The sequence below is a fragment of the Celeribacter ethanolicus genome, assembly GCF_001550095.1.
Lineage (GTDB): Bacteria > Pseudomonadota > Alphaproteobacteria > Rhodobacterales > Rhodobacteraceae > Celeribacter > Celeribacter ethanolicus.
In genome coordinates this window covers 168231-194240 of record NZ_LRUC01000018.1, presented here as the reverse complement: position 1 = coordinate 194240, position 26010 = coordinate 168231, and the positions used below count along the sequence as shown (strand labels likewise).

Annotated in this window: 29 protein-coding genes and 1 tRNA gene; 19 read left to right on the top strand and 11 right to left on the bottom strand. The window is 61.1% G+C overall.

Going from position 1 to position 26010, the window contains the following annotated elements; translation table 11 throughout:
* The first annotated feature begins 118 nt into the window (after nt 1-118).
* The 5 genes from ribB to NH195_RS08830 all read left to right on the top strand — a co-directional run bounded on the left by ribB (nt 119) and on the right by NH195_RS08830 (nt 3559).
* Nucleotides 119-1222: a 3,4-dihydroxy-2-butanone-4-phosphate synthase gene (gene ribB, locus NH195_RS08850; RefSeq protein WP_066705668.1), complete on the top strand. Its 1104-nt coding sequence runs from the start codon at nt 119-121 to the stop codon at nt 1220-1222.
* Nucleotides 1223-1226: 4 nt separating this feature from the next.
* Entirely contained in the window at nt 1227-1772 is a 546-nt protein-coding gene (locus NH195_RS08845; protein WP_066705667.1) for a 6,7-dimethyl-8-ribityllumazine synthase, read from the top strand.
* The gene (nusB, locus tag NH195_RS08840) at nt 1769-2254 is read left to right on the top strand and encodes a transcription antitermination factor NusB (protein ID WP_066705665.1); all 486 of its coding nucleotides are present in this window, start codon (nt 1769-1771) and stop codon (nt 2252-2254) included. Before NH195_RS08845 ends, nusB begins: the two co-directional genes overlap by 4 nt.
* 186 nt (nt 2255-2440) lie before the next feature.
* The gene (locus NH195_RS08835; RefSeq protein WP_066705662.1) at nt 2441-2749 is read left to right on the top strand and encodes a hypothetical protein; all 309 of its coding nucleotides are present in this window, start codon (nt 2441-2443) and stop codon (nt 2747-2749) included.
* 342 nt (nt 2750-3091) lie between these two features.
* On the top strand, nt 3092-3559 hold the full coding sequence (locus NH195_RS08830) for an MmcB family DNA repair protein (RefSeq protein ID WP_066705660.1): 468 nt from the start codon (nt 3092-3094) through the stop codon (nt 3557-3559).
* Between the two features lie 60 nt (nt 3560-3619).
* Here NH195_RS08830 and NH195_RS08825 read toward each other — a convergent pair whose 3' ends face one another.
* Complete coding sequence (locus NH195_RS08825) at nt 3620-3811, bottom strand: DUF6324 family protein (protein WP_066705658.1); 192 nt, start codon at nt 3809-3811, stop codon at nt 3620-3622.
* A gap of 140 nt (nt 3812-3951) precedes the next feature.
* On the opposite strand from NH195_RS08825, the gene NH195_RS08820 reads away from it, so the two are divergent.
* A tRNA-His gene (locus NH195_RS08820) sits at nt 3952-4028 on the top strand.
* Nucleotides 4029-4489: 461 nt separating this feature from the next.
* Here NH195_RS08820 and NH195_RS08815 read toward each other — a convergent pair.
* Nucleotides 4490-4810 carry a DUF6476 family protein gene (locus tag NH195_RS08815; RefSeq protein WP_066705656.1) on the bottom strand — a complete coding sequence of 107 codons (321 nt, stop codon included), beginning with the start codon at nt 4808-4810 and terminating at the stop codon, nt 4490-4492.
* Here NH195_RS08815 and NH195_RS08810 point away from each other — a divergent pair.
* The 4 genes from NH195_RS08810 to NH195_RS08795 all read left to right on the top strand — a co-directional run bounded on the left by NH195_RS08810 (nt 4809) and on the right by NH195_RS08795 (nt 9205).
* On the top strand, nt 4809-5828 hold the full coding sequence (locus tag NH195_RS08810) for an RluA family pseudouridine synthase (protein WP_066705654.1): 1020 nt from the start codon (nt 4809-4811) through the stop codon (nt 5826-5828). The two genes, NH195_RS08815 and NH195_RS08810, sit on opposite strands and share 2 nt — an antisense overlap.
* Before the next feature lie 204 nt (nt 5829-6032).
* On the top strand, nt 6033-6929 hold the full coding sequence (gene rpoH / locus NH195_RS08805) for an RNA polymerase sigma factor RpoH (RefSeq protein WP_066705652.1): 897 nt from the start codon (nt 6033-6035) through the stop codon (nt 6927-6929).
* A 107-nt stretch (nt 6930-7036) separates the two neighbouring features.
* On the top strand, nt 7037-8005 hold the full coding sequence (locus tag NH195_RS08800) for a Gfo/Idh/MocA family protein (protein WP_066705650.1): 969 nt from the start codon (nt 7037-7039) through the stop codon (nt 8003-8005).
* A gap of 435 nt (nt 8006-8440) precedes the next feature.
* Nucleotides 8441-9205: an esterase/lipase family protein gene (locus NH195_RS08795; RefSeq protein WP_066705852.1), complete on the top strand. Its 765-nt coding sequence runs from the start codon at nt 8441-8443 to the stop codon at nt 9203-9205.
* 3 nt (nt 9206-9208) lie between these two features.
* On the opposite strand, the gene NH195_RS08790 is transcribed toward NH195_RS08795, so the two are convergent.
* On the bottom strand, nt 9209-10378 hold the full coding sequence (locus NH195_RS08790) for a dipeptidase (protein WP_066705649.1): 1170 nt from the start codon (nt 10376-10378) through the stop codon (nt 9209-9211).
* Between the two features lie 144 nt (nt 10379-10522).
* Here NH195_RS08790 and NH195_RS08785 point away from each other — a divergent pair, with 144 nt between their 5' ends.
* From NH195_RS08785 to NH195_RS08775, 3 genes are read left to right on the top strand one after another with little or no spacing between them, the layout of a single operon-like run.
* A complete protein-coding gene (locus NH195_RS08785) occupies nt 10523-10840 on the top strand; it encodes a DUF4389 domain-containing protein (RefSeq protein WP_066705647.1) in 318 nt (105 codons plus the stop codon).
* Nucleotides 10841-10851: 11 nt separating this feature from the next.
* Nucleotides 10852-11331, top strand: a complete 480-nt coding sequence (locus NH195_RS08780) for a DUF2127 domain-containing protein (protein ID WP_066705646.1) — start codon at nt 10852-10854, stop codon at nt 11329-11331.
* Between the two features lie 55 nt (nt 11332-11386).
* Complete coding sequence (locus tag NH195_RS08775) at nt 11387-11656, top strand: DksA/TraR family C4-type zinc finger protein (RefSeq protein WP_066705644.1); 270 nt, start codon at nt 11387-11389, stop codon at nt 11654-11656.
* On the opposite strand, the gene NH195_RS08770 is transcribed toward NH195_RS08775, so the two are convergent.
* The 5 genes from NH195_RS08770 to NH195_RS08750 all read right to left on the bottom strand — a co-directional run bounded on the left by NH195_RS08770 (nt 11657) and on the right by NH195_RS08750 (nt 16084).
* Nucleotides 11657-12127, bottom strand: coding sequence for a GNAT family N-acetyltransferase (locus tag NH195_RS08770; RefSeq protein ID WP_066705642.1), 471 nt, complete (start codon nt 12125-12127; stop codon nt 11657-11659).
* Complete coding sequence (locus NH195_RS21150; protein WP_155846122.1) at nt 12124-12933, bottom strand: HNH endonuclease; 810 nt, start codon at nt 12931-12933, stop codon at nt 12124-12126. Before NH195_RS21150 ends, NH195_RS08770 begins: the two co-directional genes overlap by 4 nt.
* 7 nt (nt 12934-12940) lie before the next feature.
* Nucleotides 12941-14761: a M3 family oligoendopeptidase gene (locus NH195_RS08760; RefSeq protein ID WP_066705638.1), complete on the bottom strand. Its 1821-nt coding sequence runs from the start codon at nt 14759-14761 to the stop codon at nt 12941-12943.
* 82 nt (nt 14762-14843) lie between these two features.
* Complete coding sequence (locus tag NH195_RS08755; protein WP_066705636.1) at nt 14844-15800, bottom strand: alpha/beta fold hydrolase; 957 nt, start codon at nt 15798-15800, stop codon at nt 14844-14846.
* Complete coding sequence (locus tag NH195_RS08750) at nt 15797-16084, bottom strand: SCP2 sterol-binding domain-containing protein (RefSeq protein ID WP_066705632.1); 288 nt, start codon at nt 16082-16084, stop codon at nt 15797-15799. The genes NH195_RS08755 and NH195_RS08750 overlap by 4 nt, the downstream gene beginning before the upstream one ends.
* Nucleotides 16085-16171: 87 nt before the next feature.
* On the opposite strand from NH195_RS08750, the gene NH195_RS08745 reads away from it, so the two are divergent.
* The 5 genes from NH195_RS08745 to NH195_RS08725 all read left to right on the top strand — a co-directional run bounded on the left by NH195_RS08745 (nt 16172) and on the right by NH195_RS08725 (nt 21409).
* On the top strand, nt 16172-16741 hold the full coding sequence (locus NH195_RS08745; RefSeq protein WP_066705850.1) for a tetratricopeptide repeat protein: 570 nt from the start codon (nt 16172-16174) through the stop codon (nt 16739-16741).
* 35 nt (nt 16742-16776) lie between these two features.
* Nucleotides 16777-19689 (top strand): helicase-related protein, encoded by a 2913-nt coding sequence (locus NH195_RS08740; protein ID WP_066705630.1) that lies wholly within the window; start codon nt 16777-16779, stop codon nt 19687-19689.
* A 6-nt stretch (nt 19690-19695) separates the two neighbouring features.
* Nucleotides 19696-20076, top strand: a complete 381-nt coding sequence (locus NH195_RS08735) for an RNA-binding S4 domain-containing protein (RefSeq protein WP_066705628.1) — start codon at nt 19696-19698, stop codon at nt 20074-20076.
* A gap of 53 nt (nt 20077-20129) precedes the next feature.
* Nucleotides 20130-20468 carry a ferredoxin FdxA gene (fdxA, locus tag NH195_RS08730; protein ID WP_066705626.1) on the top strand — a complete coding sequence of 113 codons (339 nt, stop codon included), beginning with the start codon at nt 20130-20132 and terminating at the stop codon, nt 20466-20468.
* Nucleotides 20469-20899: 431 nt separating this feature from the next.
* Nucleotides 20900-21409, top strand: a complete 510-nt coding sequence (locus NH195_RS08725; RefSeq protein WP_066705623.1) for a CarD family transcriptional regulator — start codon at nt 20900-20902, stop codon at nt 21407-21409.
* Nucleotides 21410-21567: 158 nt separating this feature from the next.
* Here the strand turns inward: NH195_RS08725 and NH195_RS08720 are convergent, their stop codons facing one another.
* Nucleotides 21568-21879 carry a CBU_0592 family membrane protein gene (locus NH195_RS08720; protein WP_155846121.1) on the bottom strand — a complete coding sequence of 104 codons (312 nt, stop codon included), beginning with the start codon at nt 21877-21879 and terminating at the stop codon, nt 21568-21570.
* Nucleotides 21880-22109: 230 nt separating this feature from the next.
* Nucleotides 22110-22862 (bottom strand): adenosylcobinamide-GDP ribazoletransferase, encoded by a 753-nt coding sequence (cobS, locus tag NH195_RS08715; protein WP_066705848.1) that lies wholly within the window; start codon nt 22860-22862, stop codon nt 22110-22112.
* 85 nt (nt 22863-22947) lie between these two features.
* Here cobS and cobT point away from each other — a divergent pair, with 85 nt between their 5' ends.
* Nucleotides 22948-23952, top strand: coding sequence for a nicotinate-nucleotide--dimethylbenzimidazole phosphoribosyltransferase (cobT, locus tag NH195_RS08710; RefSeq protein WP_066705616.1), 1005 nt, complete (start codon nt 22948-22950; stop codon nt 23950-23952).
* A 28-nt stretch (nt 23953-23980) separates the two neighbouring features.
* On the opposite strand, the gene NH195_RS08705 is transcribed toward cobT, so the two are convergent.
* Nucleotides 23981-25870 (bottom strand): monovalent cation:proton antiporter-2 (CPA2) family protein, encoded by a 1890-nt coding sequence (locus tag NH195_RS08705; protein ID WP_066705614.1) that lies wholly within the window; start codon nt 25868-25870, stop codon nt 23981-23983.
* Nucleotides 25871-26010 lie beyond the last annotated feature (140 nt).

Here is a 26010-nt window from a genome sequence, read left to right as displayed (position 1 = left end):
GAGCCGTGCGAATTGCGCAGAAATGCTTGGCGATTGTGCGTGGCATGAGGCTGGCCTTTGCCCGCGCAAAGCTGTATCGGGAAGCGACCGAAGTCCCAGAAGGCCCGCCGAGATTACCATGTCCGAAACGCAAGTCAGCTACCAAGACGCCATCTCCCCGATTGAGGAGATCATCGAAGACGCCCGCAATGGGCGGATGTTCATCCTCGTCGACCATGAGGATCGCGAGAACGAGGGCGATCTGGTGATCCCGTCGCAAATGGCGACGCCCGAGGCGATCAACTTCATGGCCACCTACGGGCGCGGTCTGATCTGTGTGACGCTCACCGGCGAGCGGATCGACGCGCTGGGCCTGCCGATGATGGCCTCGAACAACTCTTCACGGCACGAAACCGCCTTTACCGTCTCCATCGAGGCGAAGGAGGGTGTGTCGACCGGCATTTCCGCGCATGACCGCGCGCGCACCGTTGCCGTGGCCATCGACCCGTCGAAAAACGCCGCCGACATCGCAACGCCGGGCCATATCTTCCCGCTGCGCGCGCGCGACGGCGGCGTTCTGGTCCGTGCAGGCCATACCGAGGCCGGTGTCGATGTGGCGCGTCTGGCGGGGCTTCTGCCCAGCTCGGTGATCTGCGAGATCATGAACGAAGACGGCACCATGTCGCGCCTTCCCGATCTCGTGGGCTTTGCGCAGAAACACAATCTCAAGATCGGCACGATTTCCGACCTGATCGCCTATCGTCGCCGCCACGACAACCTCGTGACGCAATCCGCGTCGCGCAAGGTCACCTCGGCCTTCGGCGGTGAGTGGGACATGCAGATTTACACCGACGATCTTCAGGGCGCCGAGCATATCGTGTTGTCGAAAGGCGACATCACCGATGGCGCGCCGGTTCTGGTGCGGGTGCATAACCTCAACCCGCTCGAAGACGTGCTGGGCATCGGGCGCACCTCGCGCGAGATGGAAGGCGCGATGGAGGTGATTGCCGAAGAGGGCCGCGGCGTGGTCGTGCTTTTGCGCGACACGACGATGAAAATGGTTGAAGAGGGCGAGGCCTCGCCGCAAACGCTGCGGCAATACGGGCTGGGGGCGCAAATTCTGGCCGCACTCGGTCTGCACAAGCTGATCCTCGTCAGCGACAGCCCGCAGCCGAAAGCACCGGGGCTTGAGGCCTTTGGCCTCGAAATCACCGGCACGCGCAAGATCACGGAAGGGAACTGAGCCCATGGCCGCCAATGAACAGCATTACACGCTCGAGCTGCCGTCTTTCGATCAGCCAGTGAAACTCCTCATCGTCGTGGCGCCCTATTACAAGGACATCGCCGACGAGTTGGTGGCGGGGGCCAAGGCGACCGTTGAGGCCGTGGGCGGGACCTGGGATCTCGTGGAGGTTCCGGGCGCGCTCGAAGTGCCGACGGCGATTTCGATTGCCGACAAGCTATCGAATTTCGACGGTTATGTGGCGCTGGGCTGTGTCATTCGCGGCGAGACCACCCATTACGACACGGTCTGCAACGACAGCTCGCGGGCGCTGCAATTGATGGGCCTGCAAGGGCTTTGCATCGGCAACGGCATCCTGACCGTCGAAAACCGCGATCAGGCGGTGGTCCGCGCCGAGGCGAAAGGCCAGAACAAAGGTGGCGGCGCGGCGGCTGCGGCCTTGCATCTCATCGCGCTTTCGCGCAAATGGGCTGCTCCGAGCAAGGGCGTGGGATTCCATGCCGACGCGATCAAGCTTGCCGGCCAGCCTGACGAGAGCAAAAAAGCATGACTGACGAGAACGACCACCTGAAACCGCCGACCAAGCGCGAGATGAAATCCGCCGCAAGGCTCTATGCCGTGCAGGCGCTGTTTCAGATGGAAGCGGCCGATATGACCGTCGACAAAGTGCGCCGCCAGTTCTACGACCATTTCTTCGGGCTGAAGACCGAGGAAGAGGGCGAGTTTATCGACGGCGACAGCGATCTGTTCCACGAGATCACCGAGATTGCCGTGAACGATCAGGCCAAGGTCGACCAGATGACCAACCGGGCGCTGGTTGCCAAATGGCCGATCGCTCGTATCGACTCGACGCTTCGCGCCCTGTTCCGGGCGGCAGGGGCGGAGCTTTTGTCCGGTCGCACGCCGCCGAAGGTGGTGATCGTCGAGTTCGTCGATGTGGCGAAAGCTTTCTATCCCGATGGTCGCGAGCCGAAATTCGTCAATGCGGTGTTGGATCATATGGCCCGCGAGGCGCACCCAGAAGCGTTTTAACGCGGAGGGAAAACGCGCGAATATTCTAACACGTGGAGCGCATCCCGAAGCGTTTCCGAGCACAATTCTGATGGAAACGTCCCTCCTTGGGGCGTTTTTTGCGTTTTGGGATGCGACGGAATGGAACTGGAAAATCCCGCCACATGTGCTAAGATTCTTGAATATGTTCCCGTTTGGAGTGCTGCTATGCCGAAGCTCGTGAAACTCTACATCACTCAGGTCCTGATCGGCTTTGCCATCGCGGCGGCTTTTGTGGGCGCGCTTCTCTACTTCAACGTCGCCAACCTCTGGCATCTGGTCACGCATAACGACGCGGGCATCATTGCTGTCATCGTCTTGTGGTTTGCCAATGGCATCGTGTTCTCCGGCGTGCAATTCGCCATTACGATCATGCGGATGGCCGAAAGCGAAGATACCGGGCAGGGCGGCAAGCGCGACGACATCCCGCTGATGGCGATGGAACCGATCCCGGTCGCGGCGTCGCGGCGCCGTTGAGCGAGTGTCACAACAAAGAAAAACGCGTCCTTTCGGGCGCGTTTTGCGTTTTGACCCTCTTCGAGGGCGTCTTGTTGAATTGCCTTCAAGAAGGCGGCGGGGGACCACAGCATCCGTAGCAGCGCGTATGCTCCCGAAGCCTGAAAAATCAGGTGGGCGCCAGGTAACTGGACCAGGATCCAGACAGAGCCAGCTCCCATTCGGTTGCGTAAGGCCACCGGAGACTTGCGCCCATGTGTACGAGAAGAGCAGATCCCGCCTGGGCTTCGAGATAGGGCTTTGCTGCGAGGACGACAAGGGGGAGGCGTTGAAAATCGCGCGAGACTGCGGCAGGGTCTGGCCATGACCGATACGTTTCTCACGTCCGCCCAACCCGGCCAGTTACTGGCGCGCGGCGTGTGCCGCCATCTGCGTTCGCATGATTTCGCGTGTGTCGAGGAATGGGTGCCCGCGCGCGGCCTGCGCGTCGATGTTCTGGCGCTGGGGCCGAAAGGCGAGGTCTGGGTGGTGGAGTGCAAATCGTCGCGCGCCGATTTCATGTCGGACGCGAAATGGCAGGGCTATCTGCCGTGGTGCGACCGGTATTTCTTCGCCGTAGATCTCGACTTTCCGACGGAGATTCTGCCGCCCGAAGCGGGGCTGATCATCGCCGATGCCTATCAGGCGGAGATTATCCGTATGCCGGAGGAGGACAAATTGCCTGCCGCCCGGCGCAAATCGGTGCATCTCAAGGCCGCGCGCGATGCGGCGCGTCGGCTACAGGGCTATCGCGATCCGGGCGTCGCGGCGTTGTTCGGAGGAGAAAGCTAAAAGGACTTTCCGTGGGAGAAATATTCTCGCCGGAGGCATTCAACGCTGGTCAAGCCGGGCTTATTTCGCCATTTTCCGCGCTTGCGCCGCCGCAGCCATCAGCTCTTCGGCGATCTCTTCGGCCTCTTCAGGTTCGAAATCCATCGGAATCTCGATGCCGCCGGTGGCCTCGATGAACATCCGCACCATGCCGAGCGAGGTCGGCCCGATTTGCAGATTGGCTTCGATGTCGCGTTCCGAATTGATACCCATGACGGCTCCTTTTGATCTTTCCCGAAATACGCGTTCGCCCGATCTGACGCAAGGGGCGCGGGAGATTCCGGGTCTCGGGCAATTTTCTCGCAATCTGCCTCTTGCAATCATCTGCCCGTCTCGTTAAATCCCCCGTCAGTGCCGCCTTAGCTCAGTTGGTTAGAGCGCCTGATTGTGGATCAGGAGGTCCCCCGTTCGAGCCGGGGAGGTGGTACCACTCTTTCCCTTCCTCTTTCAGTTTGACTGATCTCGTGGTGTTGCCACTGCGGGTGTTCCTGTACGCTCTCATGCCCTTCTGTCGACCGGCATGCTGCTGAAACCCGCGACGATGTCGATGTCTTTGTCAGTGGCGGTGTCGCCCTCTGTCGCAGGGCCTGCGACAAAATGTAGCAGATTTGGCGAATTTGTGGTATCCTTCCAAAAAGGGAGGAAAAAATGCATCTTTATTTCGTGGGTTTCGCCTATGCGGCGCTTGTCATGTCTCCAATCCTGTTTTTTGCCCTCGTCGGGCGGGAGCTGAATTGGGGAAGGTAGGGGCCGGTCCGCAGATGTGACCGGTCCATCGGGGGAGTAGCGCCGCAGGTCAGGCAAGGCCTCGGCGCTCGCTTCTCCGTTTGCGTTTCTGTGCGATCCGTTTCGCGGCGTATTTCCGGGGTGCGTTTCTGGGGTGTCAGGCGCTTACGGAGACACTTTGACGGAGACACGCTGGCGCAGGGCGCCGTCCTCGGCATTGAAAATCAGAATTTCATCGCCCGCGACCACGGCGACCCAGTCGGAACCGCGTGTCACCGCCTCTGGGGTGATGCCCTCCGGCAGGGCCAGACGATCGGGCCAGGGCAGGGATGTCGGAGCGGGCGCGTCCATTGACGGGAAACGGGTGACAAGCAGGGCGATCAGCACTAGAAACCCGGCAATCATCACCACCAGAAGTGTCGTGACCAGCCGTCGCAGGAGCGTCAGCCGGGCCGCGTCCTTCGGATCAATCTCAAGGTTGCTCATGCCCGTATCCACCGTCGCCTTCCTCATCGCGGAAAAACCGCCCAAGCGTCTTGATAAGGCGATTGCCCGCGATGTGCCAGAAGAAGCGGTGCTGTCGCGCTCGCGTCTGGCGAAATTGCTCGCCGAGGGGGCGATCAAGGTGAACGGTGCGGTGGTGACGGATCAGAAGGGCAAGGTGGCCGAAGGCGATCGGATCGAGATCACGGTGGAAGAGGCCGCCGAGGTCGAGGTGCAGGCCGAAGACATCCCGCTCGATGTGATCTACGAGGATGACGACCTGATCGTGGTGAACAAACCGGTGGGCATGGTGGTCCATCCCGCGCCGGGCTCGCCTTCGGGCACTCTGGTCAATGCGCTGATGGCGCATTGCGGCGACAGCCTGTCGGGGATCGGAGGTGAAAAACGCCCCGGCATCGTGCATCGGATCGACAAGGACACCTCCGGGCTTTTGGTCGCGGCGAAATCCGACAAGGCGCATCAGGGTCTTGCGAAACAGTTCGAAAAGCACACGGTGGAGCGGAAATATTTCGCGTTGGTCTATGGTGCGCCGGACCCGATGGACCCGCGCCTTCGGGGCGTGAGGGGCGTGAGTTTCGAAGGCTCGAACATTCTGCGCATCACGTCGTTTCTGGGCCGTCACAAAACAGATCGTCAGAAACAGGCGGTGTCCTTTACCGAGGGCCGTCATGCGGTGACGCGGGCGCGGGTGGTGGAGCTTTATGGCACGCCGCCGCAGCTTGCGCTGGTGGAATGCTGGCTGGAAACCGGGCGCACCCACCAGATCCGCGTGCATATGGCCCATGCCGGGCATGGGTTGGTGGGCGATCAGACCTATGGCGGGCGCAGGAAGCTTAATCACAAAGCGCTGTCGGACCAAGCGCGGGCCGCGGTCGACGCCTTCCCGCGTCAGGCGCTCCATGCCGCCGTGTTGGGATTCGTGCATCCGGTGACGGGCGAGGACATGCGGTTTGAGGCGCCTTTGCCTGAGGATATGCAGGTGTTGCTCGATCAGCTCTGAGCCGATGTAACAGAGACCACATTGGCGTGATCTGCATGTAATTTCGGTGAAATGCGCTGGTCGGGCGGCGGATGTCGGGTCATCTTTCGTTTAAATTGTCGCAATGAGAAAACGTGGCAGCGCCTCTTGAAAGCGCTAACATCCCTTCCCAAATGAGATGTTAAGCCTTATAACATGGCGCATGACGCGGGAGAGATGTGAGACATGAGTAACTACGCAAATTTGCCGGCTCCCAGTCCCGAACAGGGTCTGAACCGCTATCTGCAGGAAATTCGCAAGTTCCCGATGCTGGAACCCGAAGAGGAATACATGCTCGCCAAGCGCTGGGTCGATCACGAAGACAGCCGGGCGGCGCATAAGCTCGTGACGTCGCACCTGCGGCTCGCGGCCAAGATCGCCATGGGCTATCGCGGCTACGGTCTGCCGCAGGCGGAGGTGATTTCCGAGGCCAACGTGGGCCTGATGCAGGCCGTCAAACGGTTCGACCCGGAAAAAGGCTTCCGTCTGGCGACCTATGCCATGTGGTGGATCCGTGCGAGCATTCAGGAATATATCTTGCGCTCGTGGTCTCTGGTGAAACTCGGCACCACTTCGGCACAGAAGAAACTGTTTTTTAACCTGCGCAAGGCCAAGGCCCGGATTGGCGCCTTCGAAGAGGGCGATTTGCACCCGGACAACGTCAAGCAGATCGCGCACGATCTGGGCGTGACCGAGGACGAGGTGATCTCGATGAACCGGCGGATGTCGGGGGGCGATGCCTCGCTCAACGCTACGGTGGGCAGTGACGAGGAAGGCTCCGCGCAATGGCAGGACTGGCTTGAGGACGAAAGCGCCAACACCGCCGCCGATTACGAGGCCCGCGACGAGATGGAAACCCGGCGCGAGCTTCTGGTCCGTGCGATGGAGGTGCTCAACGACCGTGAAAAGGACATTCTCATGGAGCGCCGTCTGAAGGATCAGCCGATGACGCTCGAAGACCTGTCGGCGAAATACGAGGTGTCGCGCGAGCGCATTCGCCAGATCGAAGTGCGTGCTTTCGAGAAGCTGCAAAAGCGCATGCAGGAGCTGGCGAAGGAACAGGGCATTCTTGAGAACGCCTGAGCGGCGCTGAAAAAACGGAACATGAGGGCGGTCCTTTGGGCCGCCCTTTTCATTTGTTCCGCCTCCGCGCATGATGGTGCTATCGTTTCAGCAAGGGAGGGCTGAATATGAGCAAGCCGGTACGGTTCGGCGTCCTTGGGGCGTCGGATTTTGCGCTCCATCACATGGCGCGGGCGATCCATGAGGCGGAGGGGGCAGTGTTTGCCGCACTCGCCACCTCGTCGGAGGAGAAAGCGACGCCGTTTCGTGCCTTCGTCCCCGATCTCAAGGTGTTCACCGATTACAACGCCCTGCTGGCCTCGGAGGAGATCGACGCGGTCTATATCCCGCTGCCCAATCACCTGCATGTGGTGTGGAGCCTCAAGGCCATGGCGGCGGGCAAGCATGTGCTCTGCGAGAAACCCATTGCGATGAAGGCCGGAGAGATCGACGCGCTGATTGCCAAGCGCGATGCGACCGGGCTTGTGTGCGCCGAGGCCTTCATGATCGTGCATCACCCGCAATGGCAGCGGCTGCGCGATCTGTTGGCGGCGGGCGAGATCGGGACACTCGAACGGGTCGAGGTCGGGTTTTCCTTCGACAACCCGGACGCGGGCAATATCCGCAACCGGCCCGAAACCGGCGGTGGCGCTCTGGGCGACATTGGTGTCTACGCCTTTGGCTGTGTGCGGTTTGCGACGGGGGAGGAGCCTGTGGCGATCACACATGCGGAGATCACGCGCGAGGCCGGCGTCGATGTCACGGCGGAGGTCTCCGCGCGGTTTCCGGGCTTCGCCTATCACGGCTATGTCTCGATGCGGATGGCGCCGTTCCAAGAGGCACGGTTTCATGGCCGCAAGGGGCTGATCGTGGTGAAAACCCCGTTCAACGCAGGCGTCGCGGGGCTGGCCGAGATCGAGATCACGGACGGGCAGGGGCTGCGGTGGATCGAGAGTTTCCCGGCCGTGCGGCAATATGTTGTGCAGGTTGAAAACTTCGTTCGGAGTGTGAAGGAAGGTGTGACATATCCCTGGAGCCTGGAGGAGGCCAAGGGCACGCAGGCAATGATCGACGCGGTTTTCACAGCCGCGATTTGATCGGGATCAAGGTTGATCTGCGCGACTCGGGCTATGATTAAAGTGTTGATAAGGCAAGAAAAGGAGGAGACATGAGAATGTTCCACGCTTCTGGCTCTAACAACAAGGAGGATCCGCCGCAATAACCGGCGCCTCCGGCTTGGGTTTCTCGGATCCGTGGAGGGATGTTCGGGGGCAGGGCCGGGGAAGACGGTTCAAGGGATCTGAAAGGGTGCTGCCGATTGAGGCTTTGAGACCCCGGATGAAGCGAGACGGAGGAGCATGTGCCCCCTCGCTCAAAGGGCCAACACCCGGACGATCCTGACCCGCAAGGGGGGAGTTCCTCTGGGAGGTACGATTGGTAAGGGCGCCCTTGTCGGGCGCCCGTGTTGTTTTGAGGAAGTCGGCTTTGGGGCTGATCTTGTGCCTTTGCTAGCGCATCGCCATATCTCTTATATGACCCGTTTTCCCGCCCTTGTTTTCAGCACGTTCGTCGCCTTGACCGTCAGCCAGTCTGCGTTGGCGCAGGACGCACCGAAGCCGCGTTGCGTCATCCTGTTGCACGGGTTGGCGCGCACGGATGCCTCTATGCTGGTGATGGAGCATGCGCTTGAGGCGGCGGGGTACAAGACCGTCAATCAGGATTACCCCTCGCGCGCGGCCCCGGTGGCGCTTCTGGCCGATCCGGCGTTGCGCAGCGCCCGCGAGGCCTGTGCTCCGGACAGCACACCCGATGTGGTGACGCATTCCATGGGGGCGATCCTGTTGCGCAGCTTCGCCGCGGACCACCCGGAGCTGACGTGGGGGCGTGTCGTCATGCTTGGCGCGCCCAATCATGGCTCCGAGATCATCGACAGGTTCGGCGAATACACCGCCTTTCAAGCGGCCAACGGTCCCGCGGGGTTACAACTGGGCACCGAAGGCCTGCCGGGGACTCTGCCGCCTGTGCCGTTTGAGACTGGGGTCATTGCGGGGAGTCAGTCGCTCAATCCGGTGCTCTCGGCGGTGGTCGAGGGCGTGGATGACGGCAAGGTGTCGATCGACAGCACCAGGGTCGAAGGCATGACGGCGCATCTGACGCTTCCGGTCACGCATACGTTCATGATGCAGAACCCGCGCGTCATCGTGCAGACGCGCGCGTTTCTCGACAGCGGCGCGTTCGAGCCTGACCTGAGCATGGCGGAGGCGCTGCGGCGGCTTTGGCGAATTGGCGTCGACTGACGGTTACTGCGGCAACACCTCGCCCAGCATCCGCACCATATTGCCCCCCATGACACCGGCGATTTCCGTTTCGCTCAGGCCCTCATCCATCAGCGCCTGTGTCAAAGCCGCAAGTTCGGAGGTGTCGAATTCCACCGTGACGGAGCCGTCGTAATCGGAGCCGAGTGCCACATGATCAGCACCGACCAGATCAATGGCGGCCTTGATCGTTTTCGCAACCCCGGCGGGGGAGGCGTCACAGGTCACGTCTTCCCAATAGCCGATGCCGATCACACCGCCGGTCGCGGCGATCTCGCGCATCAGATCGTCCTCGAAATTGCGTTTCACCTCGCAATGGGAATGAATGCCGGTGTGCGAGAGGATCAGAGGCTGATCTGTCATCGCGATCACTTCGCGTGCCATGCGCGGCGAGGCGTGGGCAAGGTCGATCACCATATGCTTGTCGACCATGGCCTCGACCACCGCGCGTCCGAAATCGGTCAGCCCGCTGTTGTCCTCGCCATGCAGAGAGCCGCCAAGCGCATTGTCGAAGAAATGGGTCAGCCCCATCAGGCGATAGCCCGCTGCGTAAAGCCGGTCGAGATTGGCCAGATCGCCCTCAAGGATATGCCCGCCTTCCGAGCCGAGAAGCGCCCCGGTGAGCGGTTGTCCGGCAGCGCGGGCGGCCAGCACCGCGTCGAGATCGGCTTTGGTCCGGAGGATGCGCACCTGATCGGGGGCCTTGTCCTCATAGCGCTGCATCCGTTTGGCCATGTACAACCCGCGCTCGGTCAGATCGGACCAGCTTTTCACCGGCCACAGCTCAACAATGCTCAGCAGCGTGATGTTGTCGCGCGCCTCTGCGGAGTTTTCTTCGTAATTCTGACCCGCCGGGCTTTTGGTCACGGCGGTGAACACCTGCACCGCGACATTGCCCTCGCGCAGGCGCGGGAAATCCACATGGCCCCGGTCGGAGCGTTCCAGAAGGTTGCGGTTCCACAACAGGCTGTCGGCGTGCAGATCGCCGATCACGAGACGGTCGTGCAGGGCCTGTGCTTCGGGTGAGATCGGGTAGGGGGCATGGGCGACATAGCCGTTCTGGCCCTTTTCCACGATCCCCGGTCCGATGCTGAAAAATACCACGGCTGCGATCACCAGCACCACGGCGATGAGCCGTCCGATCCATTTGAGCATTGAAAGTCCTCCCGTTTTGCGGCGAGCCTAGGCGGTGTTTAAAAAACACCCAAATGAAACCCCACGTCAGTTTGGGGAGAGACGGACGATTTTGGTCGGTGGACGTTCGGGATAAACTGACACCGGACAACAAAGGAATCACCCATGGCCGACCCGCATGAATTCGATCACGTGATGCCCGATCTGGGCGGCAAAAAGGCTGCGCGCCCCGAGGAGATTTCCGAGAACATCGGCGCGCGAATCCTCTATTCGATCATCATCTGGGTGATGATGAGCTTCGCTTCGACGATCATCGGCGTGCTGGCGATCCTTCAGGCGATCATCATGCTGATGAACGGCAAGAAACCCAATGATCGGGTGGCGGATGCGGGCACGGATGTGGGTATATGGTTTGCCAAGGCAACGCGCTACATCACCGGCGACAGCGAGGTGAAGCCCTGGCCCTGGACGGAGCTCGACTGAGAGCTGCGGCGATGCCCCTGCGCGAGACATATTTCCGGAATGCCTTTCAGATCAGTGTGATCCTAAAGGGGGTGCACGCGTTGATCGAGATCGCGGGCGGGGCGCTGTTTTATCTGGCTCGCACAGAGACCGTGCTGCATTGGGTCAATGTTCTGACCCGCGAAGAGCTTCTGGAGGACCCGCGCGATTTCGTGGCGACCCATCTTCTGGCGGCGGCACAGGGCATGACCGGCGCGACGCAGAGTTTCTACGCCTTCTATCTGATGAGCCACGGGTTGATCAAAGTGGTGCTGGTCGCCGGGCTGTTGCGACGCAAGCCGGTCGCCTATCCGCTCTCGCTCGTCGTGATGACGCTGTTCATCCTCTATCAGCTCTATCGCTACAGCTACACACACTCCGCCGGGCTCTTGTTCCTGACCGGGTTCGATCTCGTGGTGATGTGGCTCGTTTGGCACGAATGGCGGGTGATGCGAGGCAAGGTGCGGGCTTGACGGGCGGGCGCTCAGGGCAAAGACTTGAGAGAGACGGTTCAGGAAAGGAACGGATATGGCAGGCGGCTGGGCGAAAGACGGCGCGGTGAGCGAACAGATCGAGGCCTCGATCAGCGACGAACTGGCCCGGATGAAACAGCATCGCACGCCGGTGGGCGAGAGTTTCACGGAATGCGCCGAATGTGGTGAGGAAATCCCCGAAGCACGGCGCAAGGCGATCCCCGGCGTGAAGCTTTGTATCGACTGTCAGCGCGACCGTGACAGCGCCTATAAGCCGCGCGGCGGGATCAACCGGCGCGGCTCGAAAGACAGCCAGTTGAAGTGATCAGGTGAGGGGCAGGCACATGACGTGCTGTGGCCCGAAGCCACCGTCGAGATAGAGCGCACCGGTGTCGATGAACCCTCCCTTGAGGTAGGCGCGGCGCGCGTTGGGATTGCGGCAATTCACGGTCAGGTAACAGGTGTCAGCCCCCGGGTATTGCGCTTGCAGATAGGGTTTCAGCGCCCGGCAGGCGGCGGAGGCATGGCCCTGGCCCTGCGCAGCGTGATCAATCATGAACTGACGTAATCCGAGGGCGCCTTTGGGGGCGAAATCGTGATGATCCGAATAATCCCGGTCGATGGCGAAAAAGCCCACCGGCTGGCTCTCGGAGATAATCACATGACCATCTCGTGCCGTGCCTGTGGACAGGGTGACGGACGGCAGATCGGCAAAGCCCGCTTGATCGGGTGGCAAAGAAAACCCCGCGAGACGGTTCAGGTCTTCGCGGGGCAGAGGGGAAATGCTAACAGTCATGCGTCTTGAAGGCCGACGTTTGATTTTTCGATAATGGAGCGGAGCGTTTCGATACCATTTTCAACATCCGTCAGGCGATGGATCATGGCATGGCAGTTCGGGCAAAGGGGTTTCAAATGAACCGTTGGGTCGAAGTCCTTCGGAGACTGCTTGTTGCCAAGTGGATGAACGTGATGGATATGAATGTAGCCGCGACCAATTTCTCCATACCTCTCCTGAAAATCAATCTTGCAAACTTCACAGAGGATACGGTTATCATCCGTTAGGTGATGAGCAATACAGGCACGTCTGTTTGCAGGTTTTCTTTCATACCGGTTTGTTGTGATCTGCGAGACGGCACCATCCGCTCCAGCGTTCTTAGCGAGTTCTTCTGGACTGAACGAAGAGGCTCCGATGTTCTCAGCTTCAAGGATATAATATCTGTTATCTGAAGGAACTCGACTCCGTGTACGTTCATCGCGCTTTGAAAATCCTTTTGTAGACTTTAGCTCACGCAAGGCTTGCAAACTCAGATCCCAGCAGTGCTGATGTTCGACAGAATTTTTTGGAAGCTCCTGCAATCCTAGTTTCTTGACCTTGTTCGTGACAGAAGTAGTGTTGCTGCTTTTTGTTTCAGACTGCCAGTTTGGTTTGTGTGCATCCCAAGCCCAAGCAAGAGGAACGACGAATTCATCTTGTTCATGTTTTACAACCAGAAAGACCGTAGCACGTTCAATTTTTTCTTTAAGCGATGCAGGACGCGTTTCTTTTTCTTGCCAGAGTTTAATCGCCGCATTTCTTAGCGTTTCGAGTGTCTCTTCTGACATTGCCAGCTCACTCCATCGCTTCCAATTCGTCGATGAAGCCGGAGATCATCGACAGGCCCTTGTCCCAGAATTTCGGGTCGGAGGCGTCGAGGCCGAAGGGTTTCAGCAGTTCTTTGTGATGTTTCGAGCCGCCCGATTTGAGCATGTCGAAATATTTGTCCTGGAAGCCTTCGGGTTGCTCGGTATAGGCCGCATACAAAGCATTCACCAGACCGTCGCCGAACGCATAGGCGTAGACGTAGAAGGGCGAGTGGACGAAATGCGGGATGTAGGACCAGTAGACCTCGTAGTCCGGGAAGAATTCGAAGGCCGGGCCGAGGGATTCGCCCTGCACCGACATCCAGATTTTGTTGATGTCCTGCGGCGTCAGCTCGCCGCCTTTGCGCGCCTCGTGCAGCTTGCATTCGAAATCGTAAAACGCGATCTGGCGCACGACCGTGTTGATCATGTCCTCGACCTTGCCAGCGAGCATGACCTTGCGCTCGGCGTCGGTTTTGGCGCCTTTGAGCATTTTCTGGAAGGTCAGCATTTCGCCGAACACCGAGGCCGTTTCCGCGAGCGTCAGCGGCGTATCGGCGAGCAATTCGCCTTGCCCTGCGGCCAGAACCTGATGGACGCCATGACCCAGCTCATGCGCCAGCGTCATCACGTCGCGCGGTTTGCCGAGGTAGTTGAGCATCACATAGGGATGCGCGTCGGTCACGGTCGGATGGGCGAAGGCGCCCGGAGCCTTGCCCGGTTTGACGCCCGCGTCGATCCAGCCCTTGGTGAAAAACGGCTCGGCGATCTCGGCCATACGCGGGTCGAACCCGGCATAGGCGTCCATCACGGTCTTGCGCGCCTCGTCCCAGCCGACGGTGCGGGTTTCTTCCATCGGCAGGGGCGCGTTGCGGTCCCATACCTGAAGTTTATCGAGCCCAAGCCAGCCACGTTTCAGCTCGTAATAGCGGTGCGACAGCTTCGGATAGGCTTTGACCACCGCGTTGCGCAGCGCCTCGACCACCTCCGGTTCGACATCGTTCGACAGGTGCCGTCCGGTCTGCGGCGTCGGCATGCCGCGCCATTTGTCCTCGACCTGGCCCATCTTGGCCAATGTGTTGTGCACTCGGGAGAAAATCTTGATGTTCTGACCCAGAACCTTGCCAATCTCGCGCGCCGCCGCTTCGCGCACGGAGCGGTCCTGTTCGGTCATCAGCGTGGTCGCGGCTTCGATCCCGAGCGTCTCGCCGTTCACCTCGAATTTCAGATCGGCAATGGTTTCGTCGAACAGTTTGTTCCACGCGGAGGCGCCGACGACCGACATGTCGTGCTCATAGCGCTCCAGCTCGTCGGAGAGCTGATAGGGGCGCATCTTGCGCATCCGCTCGAAAATCGGCCGGTAGCGGGCGAGCCCGTCGTGTTTCAGCATCTCTTCGAGCGTGTCCTCGGGAATGCGGTTCACTTCGAGTGAGAAAAACACCAGAGGCGCGGTGAAATTGGTGATCTTGTCCTGAATGTCGGAGAGGAATTTCGCCCGCTCGCCATCTACGGTGTTCTGGTAATAGAGCAGCCCGGCGAAAGAGCCGAGACGGCCCGCGACCTGCGAAATCCGTTCATTGCGCAGGATGCAGTCATACATGCCCGCGCCGTCGAGACCCGCGAGTTTGCTCTCGTAATCCTCGGCAAAGCTGGCGCAATGTTCCTCGAGCCAGTCGAGATCGCGTTTGACCTCGGGGGCGTCGGTGGAGGGATAGAGATCGGTGAGGTCCCAGTCCGGCAGATCCCCGAATTGGTTATGGCCGCTCTGGGCGTTCTGATCGAAAACCGGCTGGGGGAAGGTGAACCGCATCGCATCGCTCCTCAAGTTGTTTTTCAACAGATAGGGCGTCGCGGCGGCGGATGCAAAGGATCAGGTGCGTTTCTGATCCGTTTCAGGTGCATTGCTCGGAAAAAAGTGCGGCCAGATGGTCGTAGAAGTGTTTGCGGATCGTCGGGTTTTCCATCGGGATCTCGTGCCGCCCGCCCGCCACTTCGATCAACTCGCAGGAGCGCCAGCGCGCCGCGAAATCGCGCACGGCCCCGGTATTGACGATTTTTTCGTCGAGACCCAGAAAACAGAGCACCGGCACGTCGGGCAGCTGGTGATCGAAGGCCCAGTCGTTTTCCGCAATGGCCTCGGTGACCCAATGCGACGATGGCCCGCCCAACGAGAGGTCGGGTTTTTCCACCACCTGCCGGGTCATGTAATCGAACATGTCGCGGTCCGAGGTCAGAAGGTTGTCCTTGAACCCGTGCCAGACCATGTAGCTCTCGGGCTTGGTGCCCGGCGCGCGCAGGTTTTGCAGGCCGAGGGCATGAAACACCGGCGAGACGAAGCGCACCAGAAGTTTCTGGATCGGCGAGAGACCGATGCCCCACATCGGCGCGGAAAACCCGGCGGCCTTGAAGGGTCTGCCCTCGATCAGAGCGCGCACGCCAATGGCTCCGCCCATGGAGTGGCCGATGAGGAACCACGGTTTCGGCAGGGCTTTCTCACCGGCCAGATCTTCGACGAGTGCAATAACCGCGTCTAGGTCTTTCTGGTAATCGGCGAAATGCTCGACATGGCCGATGCGGCGGTCTTTCAAAAGACGCTCGGCAATGCCTTGCCCGCGCCAGTCGATGGCGAGGCTGGCAAAGCCGCGGGCGGCAAAATCCGCCGCGCCGCGCCCGTATTTCTCGACGCATTCGGTGCGCCCGGGCAGGATGAACACCGTGCCCTTCGCGCCCTCGTGCGGCCAAAGCCCGACACGAATGCGCACCCCATCCGAGGCGGTCAGCCAATAGGCCTCGCCATGGTCCGGCCCGTCGGCCAGTTCGGCATAATAGGGCGCGCGCTCGTGGCTCACGACAGCGCGGAGCCGAGCTGCATGGCAAGGCCCATGTCGCCGTCGATCGACAGTTTGCCCTGCATGAAAGCCGCGGTCGGGTTGACGTCGCCTTCCATCATACCCTGAAAGGTTTCGAGATCGGCTGTCAGCGTCACATCGGCCGCATCATCGGCGGCGCGCACGCCGTCGGCGTCGACCACGATGGCGCCTTCGCCCTCGATCACGAATTTCGCAACGCCGGCGGTGAAGCCGTCGATTTTCTCGGACAGGGCTTCCACGGCCTTGGTGATGATATCGCTCATATGTATTCCTCCGGTTGTCTGGGGCGCGCCCTGTCGCCACATTGTGACTATGAACATGGGGCCCAGAAAGCTACAATCCAGATCGTTATGAAGAGATTACGACAGTTTCTCAAATGTGCCGTTGCGTTCTGGCTCTTTTTCGGGGTCGGGATCGGGGGGGCGGGCGCTTTTGCCGCGGATGCAGCAAAGCTCGACACGCTGTTTGGTGAGCTGTCGCAGGCCGATCCCTATGATGCCTCCCGGATTGAGCAGGAGATTGCGCTTGAGCTGTCGCGCTCCGGCTCCGACGCCATGGATCTTCTGCTCGAGCGTGGGCGCCTGGCGATGGAAGCGGGCGATGTTCAGGGCGCCATCGGCCATCTGACCGCGCTTGTGGATCATGCCCCGGAGTTTACCGAAGCCTATAACGCGCGCGCCACGGCCTATTTCATGGCGGGGCTTTATGGCCCTGCGCTTCAGGACATCGGCGAGGTTCTCAGCCGCGAGCCACGGCATTTCGGGGCGCTCTCGGGCCTGTCGCTGATTCTCGAAGAAACCGGCGACGAGCCGCAGGCGCTCGCCGTGCTGCATAAGATCGAAGAAATTCATCCCAATATGGAAGGTCTTTCGGATCGGATTGCGCGGCTTGAACTGGCGCTCGGCGGTGTGGCGCTCTAAGTTCCCTCTGTAAAGACAAGACAGGACGAGACCCGATGGGGGACGCGATGGGCGGCGGTCGGATCACGGCGGTGCTGGGCCCGACCAACACAGGCAAAACGCATTACGCCATCGAGCGCATGTTGGCGCACCGCACAGGTGTGATCGGCCTGCCTTTGCGCCTTTTGGCGCGCGAGGTATACGACCGGATCGTCGCCGCGCGCGGTCCGTCTGTGGTGGCGTTGGTCACGGGCGAAGAACGCATCGTGCCGCCGCGCACGCAATATTGGGTCTGTACCGTCGAGGCGATGCCCACCGGCATGGGGGCGGATTTTCTCGCGATTGATGAGATTCAGCTCTGCGCCGATCCCGAGCGCGGGCATGTGTTTACTGACCGTTTGCTTCATGCCCGTGGCCTGCACGAAACCCTGTTCATGGGCTCCGATTCCATGCGTTCGGTGATCGCACAACTGGTGCCCAAGGCGCAGTTCATGCGGCGGGAGCGGTTTTCACGCCTGACCTATTCAGGTTCGAAAAAGATAAGTCGCATGCCCGCGCGGGCGGCGATTGTCGGGTTTTCTGTTGATGATGTCTATGCCATCGCCGAGCTTTTGCGCCGTCAAAAGGGCGGTGCGGCGGTGGTCATGGGGGCTTTGTCCCCCCGGACCCGCAACGCGCAGGTCGAGATGTATCAGAACGGCGATGTGGATTACCTCGTCGCCACGGATGCCATCGGCATGGGGCTCAATCTCGACGTCACCCATGTGGCGTTTTCCTCGACGATCAAGTTCGACGGGCGCCGGATGCGCTATCTCATGCCCAACGAGCTGGCGCAGATCGCGGGGCGGGCCGGGCGCTATCAGACCGACGGCACCTTTGGCGTGACGGGGGAGGCGGAGCCGTTTGACGCCGAGGTGATCGAGGCCATCGAGGAGCATCGGTTTACCCCGCAAAAGAAACTCAACTGGCGCAATCCGCGCCTCGAATTCGGCACGGTCGACCGGCTGATCGCCTCGCTCGAAATGGCCCCCTCCGACCCGGCCCTGGTCAAGGCGCGGGAGGCGGACGACCTTCAGGCGCTCAAGACGCTCTCGACGCTCAAAACCGTGCGCCCCCGGCTGCGTACGGCGCGGGATACGAAACTTTTGTGGGACGTGTGTCGCATTCCCGATTTCCGGGGAATCAGCCATGGCGAACACACCTCGCTTCTTGAGCGGATTTTTGAATTTTTACACGAATATGGGCGGGTTCCCGACGATTGGCTGGCCACACAGGTCAAACGCATTGACCGGACCGAGGGCAATATCGACACTCTGTCTAAAAGACTCGCCTATATCCGCACTTGGACCTATGTTGCGCAGCGCGAAAACTGGGTTGACGACGAAAGCCATTGGCGTGAGGCAACCCGCGCTGTAGAAGACCGATTGTCGGATGCGCTGCATGGCGCGCTGACGCAAAGATTTGTGGACCGGCGGACGAGTGTGCTCCTTCGGCGGCTCAAACAGAAGGAGGGCCTTGTGGCCGACGTGAACGACAAGGGTGAAGTGACGGTTGAAGGCGAATTCGTCGGCCGTCTTGAGGGGTTCCGCTTTATGCAAGATAAAGCCGCAACTCCGGATGAGGCGAAGACCCTCGCCGCTGCCGCCATGGCCGCACTTGCGCCGGAATTCAACCTGCGCGCGGACCGGTTCTACAACGCCCCCGATACGGAGATGGATTTCACCGATCAGGGCGGTCTGATGTGGGGCGAGCATGCCGTGGGCAAGCTGGTCGCAGGTGACGATGCGCTGAAACCGCGCGCCGTGGCCTTTGTGGACGAAGGCGTGGCAACGGATGTGGCTGAGAAGGTCCAGCGCCGTTTGCAGCATTTCATCGACCGCAAGGTGGCGACCCTGTTCGAGCCGCTTCTCAACATGTCGCGCGACGAAACGCTGACCGGGCTGGCCCGTGGTTTTGCTTTCCGTCTGGTCGAAAACCTCGGTGTGATCCCGCGTGAGCAGATTGCGCAGGAGGTCAAAGACCTCGATCAGGACGCCCGTGGCGCGCTGCGCAAACATGGCGTGCGGTTCGGTCAGTACACGATCTTCATGCCGCTGCTCCTGAAACCCGCGCCGACGCGTCTGCGTCTTTTGCTTTGGGCGTTGAACGCGAAATTTGACGAATTCCCCGATGCGCCGCCGCCGGGTCTGGTGACCATTCCCGCCGCCGATCACGCGCCGGATGGCTATTATACCATGTCGGGCTACCGCCTTTCGGGTCAACGCGCGATCCGCATCGACATGCTCGAACGCCTCGCCGATCTTCTGCGCTCGCAGGACAGCCGCGCGGGCTTTGAGGCCAATCCGGACATGCTGTCGATCACCGGTATGACGCTCGAACAATTCGCCGATCTGATGGAAGGTCTGGGCTACAAGGCCGACAAATCCGAACGGGTGAAGATGAAGACCGTGGATCAGGTGCTCTCCGACGACGCCATGCCCGCCGGTGAACCGGAAATCCCGGAAGCCGCCGATCTGTCCGGTATCGCCGCGGAGCTTCCGGACGAGGGCGAAGCCCCCTCTGCCGAATTCGCGCAGCCGGTGCCTGCCGAGGACGAAGCCTCTGAATTCGACGAAACCGAACTGCCCGAAGGCGTGGCGGTGGATGCAGGTGTCGTCGAAGAAGAGACCGAAGAGTTCTACACCTTCACCTGGGGTGGCAACCGTGGCGGCAATCGCAATGCCAACCGTGGTCCGCGTCGCGGGGCACAAGGCGGTCAGAATGCCGGTGGCGAGCGTCCGCAGGGCAAAAAGGGTGGCAAGCCGCAAGGTAAGAAGGGCGGAAAACCGCGCCGTGACGGGGATCGTGACGGCAAGGGGCAGGGTGGCAACCAGCCTAAAACCTTCTCAGCCCGCCCGCCGAAGAAAGAAAAAGCCATCGACCCGGACAATCCGTTCGCGGCGCTGATGGCTTTGAAGGACAAGAAGTAAGTCTCTATGGAAAAGCGGGAGACCATTCGCCTCGACAAGTGGCTTTGGTATGCCCGCTTTTTCAAAACCCGCGGCCTGGCGACGAAAACCGTCACGGGTGGCCATGTGCGGGTCAATTCCACCAAAGTGTCCAAGGCGGCGACCTCGGTGGGGGCGGGCGATGTGCTGACCTTTCCGCAGGGCCACCATATCCGGGTGATCCGGCTGGTCGGTTGTGGAACGCGGCGCGGTCCGGCGCCCGAGGCGCAGGGGCTTTACGAAGACCTGAGCCCGCCGGAGGCCCCGAAGGACCCTGTTCCGTCTGTGCCACGGTTCGAGGGAAAAGGTCGCCCAACGAAGAAAGATCGTCGCATGACGGACCTTTCGCGCCCCGACATGCTTGAATGATGGCGCGCTTGCCGCTAGCAAGTGCGAACAGATTCAGATTTGGATGAGCCGCAATGACCTACGTCGTGATTGATAACTGCATCGCCTGCAAATACACCGATTGCGTGGAAGTCTGCCCCGTGGATTGTTTCTACGAGGGGGAGAACATGCTGGTGATCCATCCCGACGAATGCATCGACTGCGGTGTCTGCGAACCGGAATGCCCGGCAGACGCGATCCGTCCGGACACCGAGCCGGACATGGAAAAATGGGTCGAGCTGAACCGGAAGTATGCCGAGCTTTGGCCGGTGATCCTCGAGAAGAAAGACCCGATGCCGGGGTATGAGGACAAGGATGGCGAAGAGGGCAAGCTCGACAAATACTTCTCCGAAGCGCCGGGCGAAGGCTCCTGATCCGGGATTTGTATCGTCATTTTGCAGCGGCAGAGATGATTCGCAGGTTGAACAGGGGTCTTTCGGGCCCCTTTTTCGTGCGTGCGCAGCTTGTAACCGGGGATTAACGCCTTGGAATCTCATGTAACCCCCTGAAAAACGGGGGGAAGTCCGTGGGTGAAGCGCGCAATGCTTTCTTTGGGCCGGATTTTGTGGTATCAAAGGGAAACCATGACAGGGCATATCGACCTCAACCCCCAAAGCAACGCTTTTTTAGGGGATTGAGTTTTTCGCGCCTCATATCCGTCGTCAGGTGCTTTGAAGAGAGCACGTGTCGGCTTCGTTTTGGCTTTCGGGCCGGCGGCTTTTGTGTGTGCCGTCAGAACGGGAATGGGGCGGGAAGCGAGTGCTTGTGTGGTGAGAACGGTCCCGTCTGAGGAAAAAACCTGCAAATGAGCAAGACCAAGAAATCCGAATTCCGCCCCAACGATTTCGTTGTTTACCCGGCCCATGGTGTTGGCCAGATCATGTCGATCGAGGAACAGGAAATCGCGGGCATGTCCCTCGAACTTTTCGTCATCGCTTTTGAGAAAGACAAGATGACGCTGCGCGTGCCGACCAACAAGGCCGTCGAATCCGGGCTGCGCTCGCTGTCTTCGCCGGAACTGGTGCAGGACGCGATGAAGACCCTGAAAGGCAAGGCCAAGGTCAAGCGCGCCATGTGGTCCCGCCGGGCGCAGGAGTATGAGCAAAAGATCAACTCCGGCGATCTGATCGCCATCGCCGAAGTGGTGCGCGACCTGCACCGCACCGATGACCAGCGCGAGCAGAGCTATTCCGAGCGTCAGCTTTACGAGGCCGCCCTCGACCGTCTGACCCGCGAAGTGGCCGCCGTGTCCGGCACCGGTGAAGCGGAAGCCCAGAAGAAGGTGGACGACGTGCTGGTGAGCCGCGCCGCCTGATTTCGAGTATTTGAAGCACAAAGGAAACCGCCGCCGGGGAGACCTGGCGGCGGTTTTTCTTTGCGGGGCACACGGACAAAAACGCTGCCATCCGAGGAGGTGACAGCGTTTCGTCTGACATCAGGAAGGGCACAAGGCTTGTCAGGTTTTCGGAGCGCTCATGTCGGGTCCTCCAGACGGTTGGGAGCCCCCCAGACCGATCTGGACCGCATCCGGGTGTTGCGTTCCTTGAGACGCAGGCCCAGCCCCATCAGGCAGAAACCGAGGAAAAAGACCTGAGTGATCGCCGATGCCAGATTAAAATCGACGCTCAGGCTGATCAGAAGGAAGCGCGCGCCCAGTATTTTGCTCCGTGAGTGCCAGAGCCCCTTGCCCCCGATCCAGTGCATCTGGAGCGCCGCGAAGCCCCCCACATAGATCACACTGCCTGCGGCACCGATCATCCGGCACAGGCGCGAGCGCGACGTCATGGATCGCAGACAGGATGTCGTCCGGCGGCGGCATGGGGGTGTCGTTTCTCGTGACCCTGTGCGTTTTGCGGTATCCGGTGTGGTCTCTGGCACAAGGCTTGCGCGTTCGGTGACGTCAGGGAAGAATTTTTTGAACGGCTGGGAAAAGCCCCGCGATTTTCCCAGTTCGAAAGTAAGGTTTGCCTCACCTCTGTGACGCAGGCGGGCACCTGTTTGCGTCGGGCGTCGGCTCAGGCGAGCGTGGCGAAGACGGTGAGCGCGGCGATTTCGCTCAGGAGCTGTGTCGCGCCCAGCACATCGCCGGTCTGACCGCCGATCTTGGCTGTGGCGATGCGCGAGGCGAGAAAGGCGGTCCCAACGATGGCGGAAGCTGCGACGACGGTGGGCACGAATCCCACCACCAGCCAGGACAGCAGGAAGGCGACCACGGCGCCCAGAGACGCGGCATCGCGCGGTGGGCGACCGGTTGTGACCGAGAGGCCATCTTTGCGCGCAGGCGGCATCAGCACCATGAGATAGGGCAGCGCGGCGCGCGACAGCATGGCGCTTGCGATCATCGCGGTAACGATCAGGTCGTCATGTGCCAGCGTGGAAAGTGCTGTGAAACGCAGCAGCAGCGCCAGGATGAGGGCGATCACGCCATAGGCGCCAATCCGGCTGTCGCGCATGATCTCGAGGCGACGGGCGCGCTCGAACCCGCCCCAGAACCCGTCGGCGCAATCTGCGAGCCCGTCCTCATGCATGGCGCCCGTGGCGATCACCAGAGCGGCGAGGGCAAATCCGGCGATCAGCCCTGCGCCGAGCCCGAGCCATCCGGCGATTGTTGCGACGGCCCCAGCAACAAGACCGACGGCGAGACCCGCGAGGGGAAAGGCCCAGGCGGCCTCGGCGCTGCGCGCAAAGCCCGCACGCACCGGGATGCGGGTCAGGAGCGCCAGAGCGGTGGCGATGTCGGCGGCTTCGGGGCGGAAACGGCGGATCATGGCATCCTCGCAATCGGACCTGTCCTCGGTCTGTCTCAGGGGATAGAAGGTCGGGGACTCAAAGACAATGAGGGAGAGTTGAGGCATGGCATTTTTCGATCTTGCAGGGTTCGAAGCGCTTCTGAAAGCGGCGCCTGGGCCGGATTTGGAGGCGAAGGCCGGGGCGGAGGCGCGCAACAGCCAGTTGACGAAACCGGCCGGCTCGCTTGGTCGGCTCGAGGAGATCGGCATCTGGTATGCGTCCTGGCGCGGGGAGGCGCGGCCCAGGATTGCCCAGCCGCAGGTGGCGGTTTTCGCGGGCAATCACGGTGTGACGGCGCGCGGCGTCTCGGCCTTCCCGGCGGAGGTCACGGTGCAGATGGTGGCGAATTTCGAACATGGCGGCGCGGCGATCAACCAGCTTGCGCGCAACGCGGGCGCGATCATGTCGATCCACCCGATTGAACTGGACCGTCCGACGGCGGATTTCACCATCGCCCCGGCGATGAACGAGGCGGAGTGCGTTGCGGCCCTCAAAGTGGGTTGGGACGCGGTCGATCCGCAGTCGGATTTGCTGGTCGTGGGCGAAATGGGCATCGGCAACACCACCTCGGCGGCGGCGATTGCCCATGCGCTGTTCGGAGGCACGGCAGCCGATTGGGTCGGGCGTGGCACCGGGGTCGATGATGCCGGGCTGAAGATCAAGGAAGAGGTCTGTGCTGCGGGTGTGGCGCTTCATGGCGGCAAAGCACCGCTGGAGATCCTTGCGTCTCTTGGCGGGCGCGAAGTGGCGGCTATGGCGGGCGGTATCGCGCGGGCGCGGATGCTGCGCATTCCGGTCATTCTCGACGGATTCATCTGCTGCGCGGCGGCGGCGACCCTTGAGAAGGCGGTGCCCGGCGCACTCGATCACTGCCTCGCGGGTCATGTTTCCGCAGAGGCGGCGCATCCGGCGGTGCTCGGGGCGATCGGCAAGGAGCCGCTTTTGTCCATGGGCCTGCGCCTTGGCGAAGGCTCCGGCGCCGGTTTGGCTATTCCTCTGGTGAAGGCCGCGGTCGCCTGCCTGTCGGGCATGGCGACCTTTGCCGAGGCGGGCGTGTCGGGCAAGTAACTCCCTAAGCTTGGGCGGAACGGCGCGGTCAGGCCGCGCTGTTCTTTTTGCGGTTCTGATCGAGCTGGGTGACCAGCGCCGCTTCGAAATCCTTGTCGAGCGTCTTGGCGCGTTCGATATAGGCGGGGTTTTCCGACACCGGCACATTGGGTTGCCAAAGCTCGGCCAGCACCCGCATGCTTTCGCGGTCATGCTGGTAATAGGCCTGTTCGGTCATCGCCGCGTCATATTCCGAGAACCCCATTTCCTCGAGCACATAGCGCCCGGCGCGCAGCGAACTGTCGAACATCTCGCGGACGATCTTGTTGGCGCCGGCCTTGTAGAGCTCATAGACATGCACCCGGTCGCGGGCACGTACGATGATGAAAAGATCATCGCGCAGCGAGCGGGCGTATTTCACCAATTGCGTGGCAGCGGCAGGGTCGTCGAGGGAGATCACCAGAATGCGCGCGCTGTCGATGCCCGCGGCATGAAGCAATTCGGGTCGGGTCGGGTCGCCGAAGAAGCCCTTGAAGCCGAATTTGCGCATGAGCTGGATGGTTTTCAGATCGTGATCGAGCACGGTGGTCTGAAAGCCCGAGGCCTGCACCAGACGGTTGACCACCTGACCGAAGCGACCGAGACCGGCGATGATGATCTTCTGCGGATTGTCGATTTCGTCGGCGGGCTGATCTTCTCCCCGTTCCGAGAGCTTGGCGCGGAGGTAATCATGCAGCATGAAGAACAGCGGCGTGAACAACAGCGACAGCGCGATGACCAGAAGCACACGCTCGCCCAGATAGGGCGTCAGCACCCCTTGTTGCAGCGAGAACGTGGTCAGCACCATGCCGAATTCCCCAGCCTGCGCCAGCGACAGTGTGAACAGCCACTGCGCTCGTTTGCGCAGTTTGAAAATCCGCCCGATGGCGTAAAGGATCAGCCCCTTGAGGATCATCAGGGCAACGGTCAATCCGACGATGGTCAGCGGGTCGCGAAACAGCACGGTGAAATTGATCCCGGCGCCGACGGCGATGAAGAACAGCCCCAGGAGAAGCCCCTTGAACGGCTCGATCGAGCTTTCGAGCTCGTGGCGGAATTCGGAGTTGGCCAGAACCACCCCCGCGAGGAAGGTGCCGAGCGCAGGCGACAGGCCGACCGCGTTCATCAGAAGCGCGATGCCGATCACGATCAGAAGCGAGACGGCGGTGTAGATCTCGCGCATGTTGGCGGAATGGATGTAGCGAAACAGCGGTCGGGTCAGGAACACGCCCGCGAGGATGATCGCCGCCACGGCCCCGAGCGTCACCAGCGTCACGCCCCAACCCGGCAGCCCCGCCACCAGAGACGCGCTGTGCCCGGTTGCCTCATGTGCGGCGTCGGTGCCGCGGCTGATCGAACCGTCGGGGTTGAGCGAAAGTGTCGCCCCGGTCGCCAGAAGCGGCATGATCGCCAGCATCGGGATCACCGCGATGTCCTGGGTCAGGAGCACGGAAAAACTCGCCCGTCCGCCTCCGGTGTGGATCAGCTTCTTTTCCGACAGGGTTTGAAGCACCACGGCGGTCGAGGACAGCGACAGGATCATGCCAAGCGCCAGCCCGGTCTGCCAGCTCTGCCCGGCCCAGATCGCCGCGCCCATGATCGCCGCCGCCGTCACCGTGATCTGCAACCCGCCGAGCCCCAGCAGCTTGTGCCGCATGTCCCAGAGCGCACGCGGGTCGAGTTCCAGCCCGATCAGGAACAGCATCATCACCACGCCGAATTCGGCGAAATGCAGCAGGTCGGCGCTTTCCGAATGCTGAATCATGCCAAAAAGCGGCCCGATCGCCATGCCCGCCAGAAGATAGCCCAGCACGGAACCGAGCCCGAGCCGCCGCGCCAGCGGCACGGCCACAACCATGGCGGCAAGATAGATCACGGCTTGGGTCAGGGCGCCGTCCATGAAGGGTCCTTTCTCAGGGGGCGGTCTTCAGGGGCGGGAGCGCCCGGGAGACGTCTTTTGGCATAGTCGCGTTTCGTCACGCAGAGGTAAAGTCTTCCCGATCTCCGGCAAGGTGAGGGGACGCGTTTTCAGACATACGC

Coding starts and splice junctions, on each gene's coding strand:
- NH195_RS08770 (WP_066705642.1), bottom strand. CDS start 12,127: ATGACTGTTAGCATTTCCCCTCTGCCCCGCGAAGACCTGAACCGTCTC.
- NH195_RS08750 (WP_066705632.1), bottom strand. CDS start 16,084: ATGAGCGATATCATCACCAAGGCCGTGGAAGCCCTGTCCGAGAAAATC.
- NH195_RS08830 (WP_066705660.1), top strand. CDS start 3,092: ATGACCGATACGTTTCTCACGTCCGCCCAACCCGGCCAGTTACTGGCG.
- ribB (WP_066705668.1), top strand. CDS start 119: ATGTCCGAAACGCAAGTCAGCTACCAAGACGCCATCTCCCCGATTGAG.
- NH195_RS08745 (WP_066705850.1), top strand. CDS start 16,172: ATGAAGAGATTACGACAGTTTCTCAAATGTGCCGTTGCGTTCTGGCTC.
- cobS (WP_066705848.1), bottom strand. CDS start 22,862: ATGATCCGCCGTTTCCGCCCCGAAGCCGCCGACATCGCCACCGCTCTG.
- rpoH (WP_066705652.1), top strand. CDS start 6,033: ATGAGTAACTACGCAAATTTGCCGGCTCCCAGTCCCGAACAGGGTCTG.
- NH195_RS08705 (WP_066705614.1), bottom strand. CDS start 25,870: ATGGACGGCGCCCTGACCCAAGCCGTGATCTATCTTGCCGCCATGGTT.
- nusB (WP_066705665.1), top strand. CDS start 1,769: ATGACTGACGAGAACGACCACCTGAAACCGCCGACCAAGCGCGAGATG.
- NH195_RS08790 (WP_066705649.1), bottom strand. CDS start 10,378: ATGCTCAAATGGATCGGACGGCTCATCGCCGTGGTGCTGGTGATCGCA.
- NH195_RS08810 (WP_066705654.1), top strand. CDS start 4,809: ATGCCCGTATCCACCGTCGCCTTCCTCATCGCGGAAAAACCGCCCAAG.
- NH195_RS08785 (WP_066705647.1), top strand. CDS start 10,523: ATGGCCGACCCGCATGAATTCGATCACGTGATGCCCGATCTGGGCGGC.
- NH195_RS08825 (WP_066705658.1), bottom strand. CDS start 3,811: ATGGGTATCAATTCGGAACGCGACATCGAAGCCAATCTGCAAATCGGG.
- NH195_RS08795 (WP_066705852.1), top strand. CDS start 8,441: ATGACCCGTTTTCCCGCCCTTGTTTTCAGCACGTTCGTCGCCTTGACC.
- NH195_RS08775 (WP_066705644.1), top strand. CDS start 11,387: ATGGCAGGCGGCTGGGCGAAAGACGGCGCGGTGAGCGAACAGATCGAG.
- NH195_RS08735 (WP_066705628.1), top strand. CDS start 19,696: ATGGAAAAGCGGGAGACCATTCGCCTCGACAAGTGGCTTTGGTATGCC.
- NH195_RS08845 (WP_066705667.1), top strand. CDS start 1,227: ATGGCCGCCAATGAACAGCATTACACGCTCGAGCTGCCGTCTTTCGAT.
- NH195_RS08740 (WP_066705630.1), top strand. CDS start 16,777: ATGGGGGACGCGATGGGCGGCGGTCGGATCACGGCGGTGCTGGGCCCG.
- NH195_RS08725 (WP_066705623.1), top strand. CDS start 20,900: ATGAGCAAGACCAAGAAATCCGAATTCCGCCCCAACGATTTCGTTGTT.
- NH195_RS08815 (WP_066705656.1), bottom strand. CDS start 4,810: ATGAGCAACCTTGAGATTGATCCGAAGGACGCGGCCCGGCTGACGCTC.
- NH195_RS21150 (WP_155846122.1), bottom strand. CDS start 12,933: ATGTCAGAAGAGACACTCGAAACGCTAAGAAATGCGGCGATTAAACTC.
- NH195_RS08760 (WP_066705638.1), bottom strand. CDS start 14,761: ATGCGGTTCACCTTCCCCCAGCCGGTTTTCGATCAGAACGCCCAGAGC.
- fdxA (WP_066705626.1), top strand. CDS start 20,130: ATGACCTACGTCGTGATTGATAACTGCATCGCCTGCAAATACACCGAT.
- cobT (WP_066705616.1), top strand. CDS start 22,948: ATGGCATTTTTCGATCTTGCAGGGTTCGAAGCGCTTCTGAAAGCGGCG.
- NH195_RS08835 (WP_066705662.1), top strand. CDS start 2,441: ATGCCGAAGCTCGTGAAACTCTACATCACTCAGGTCCTGATCGGCTTT.
- NH195_RS08780 (WP_066705646.1), top strand. CDS start 10,852: ATGCCCCTGCGCGAGACATATTTCCGGAATGCCTTTCAGATCAGTGTG.
- NH195_RS08800 (WP_066705650.1), top strand. CDS start 7,037: ATGAGCAAGCCGGTACGGTTCGGCGTCCTTGGGGCGTCGGATTTTGCG.
- NH195_RS08720 (WP_155846121.1), bottom strand. CDS start 21,879: ATGACGTCGCGCTCGCGCCTGTGCCGGATGATCGGTGCCGCAGGCAGT.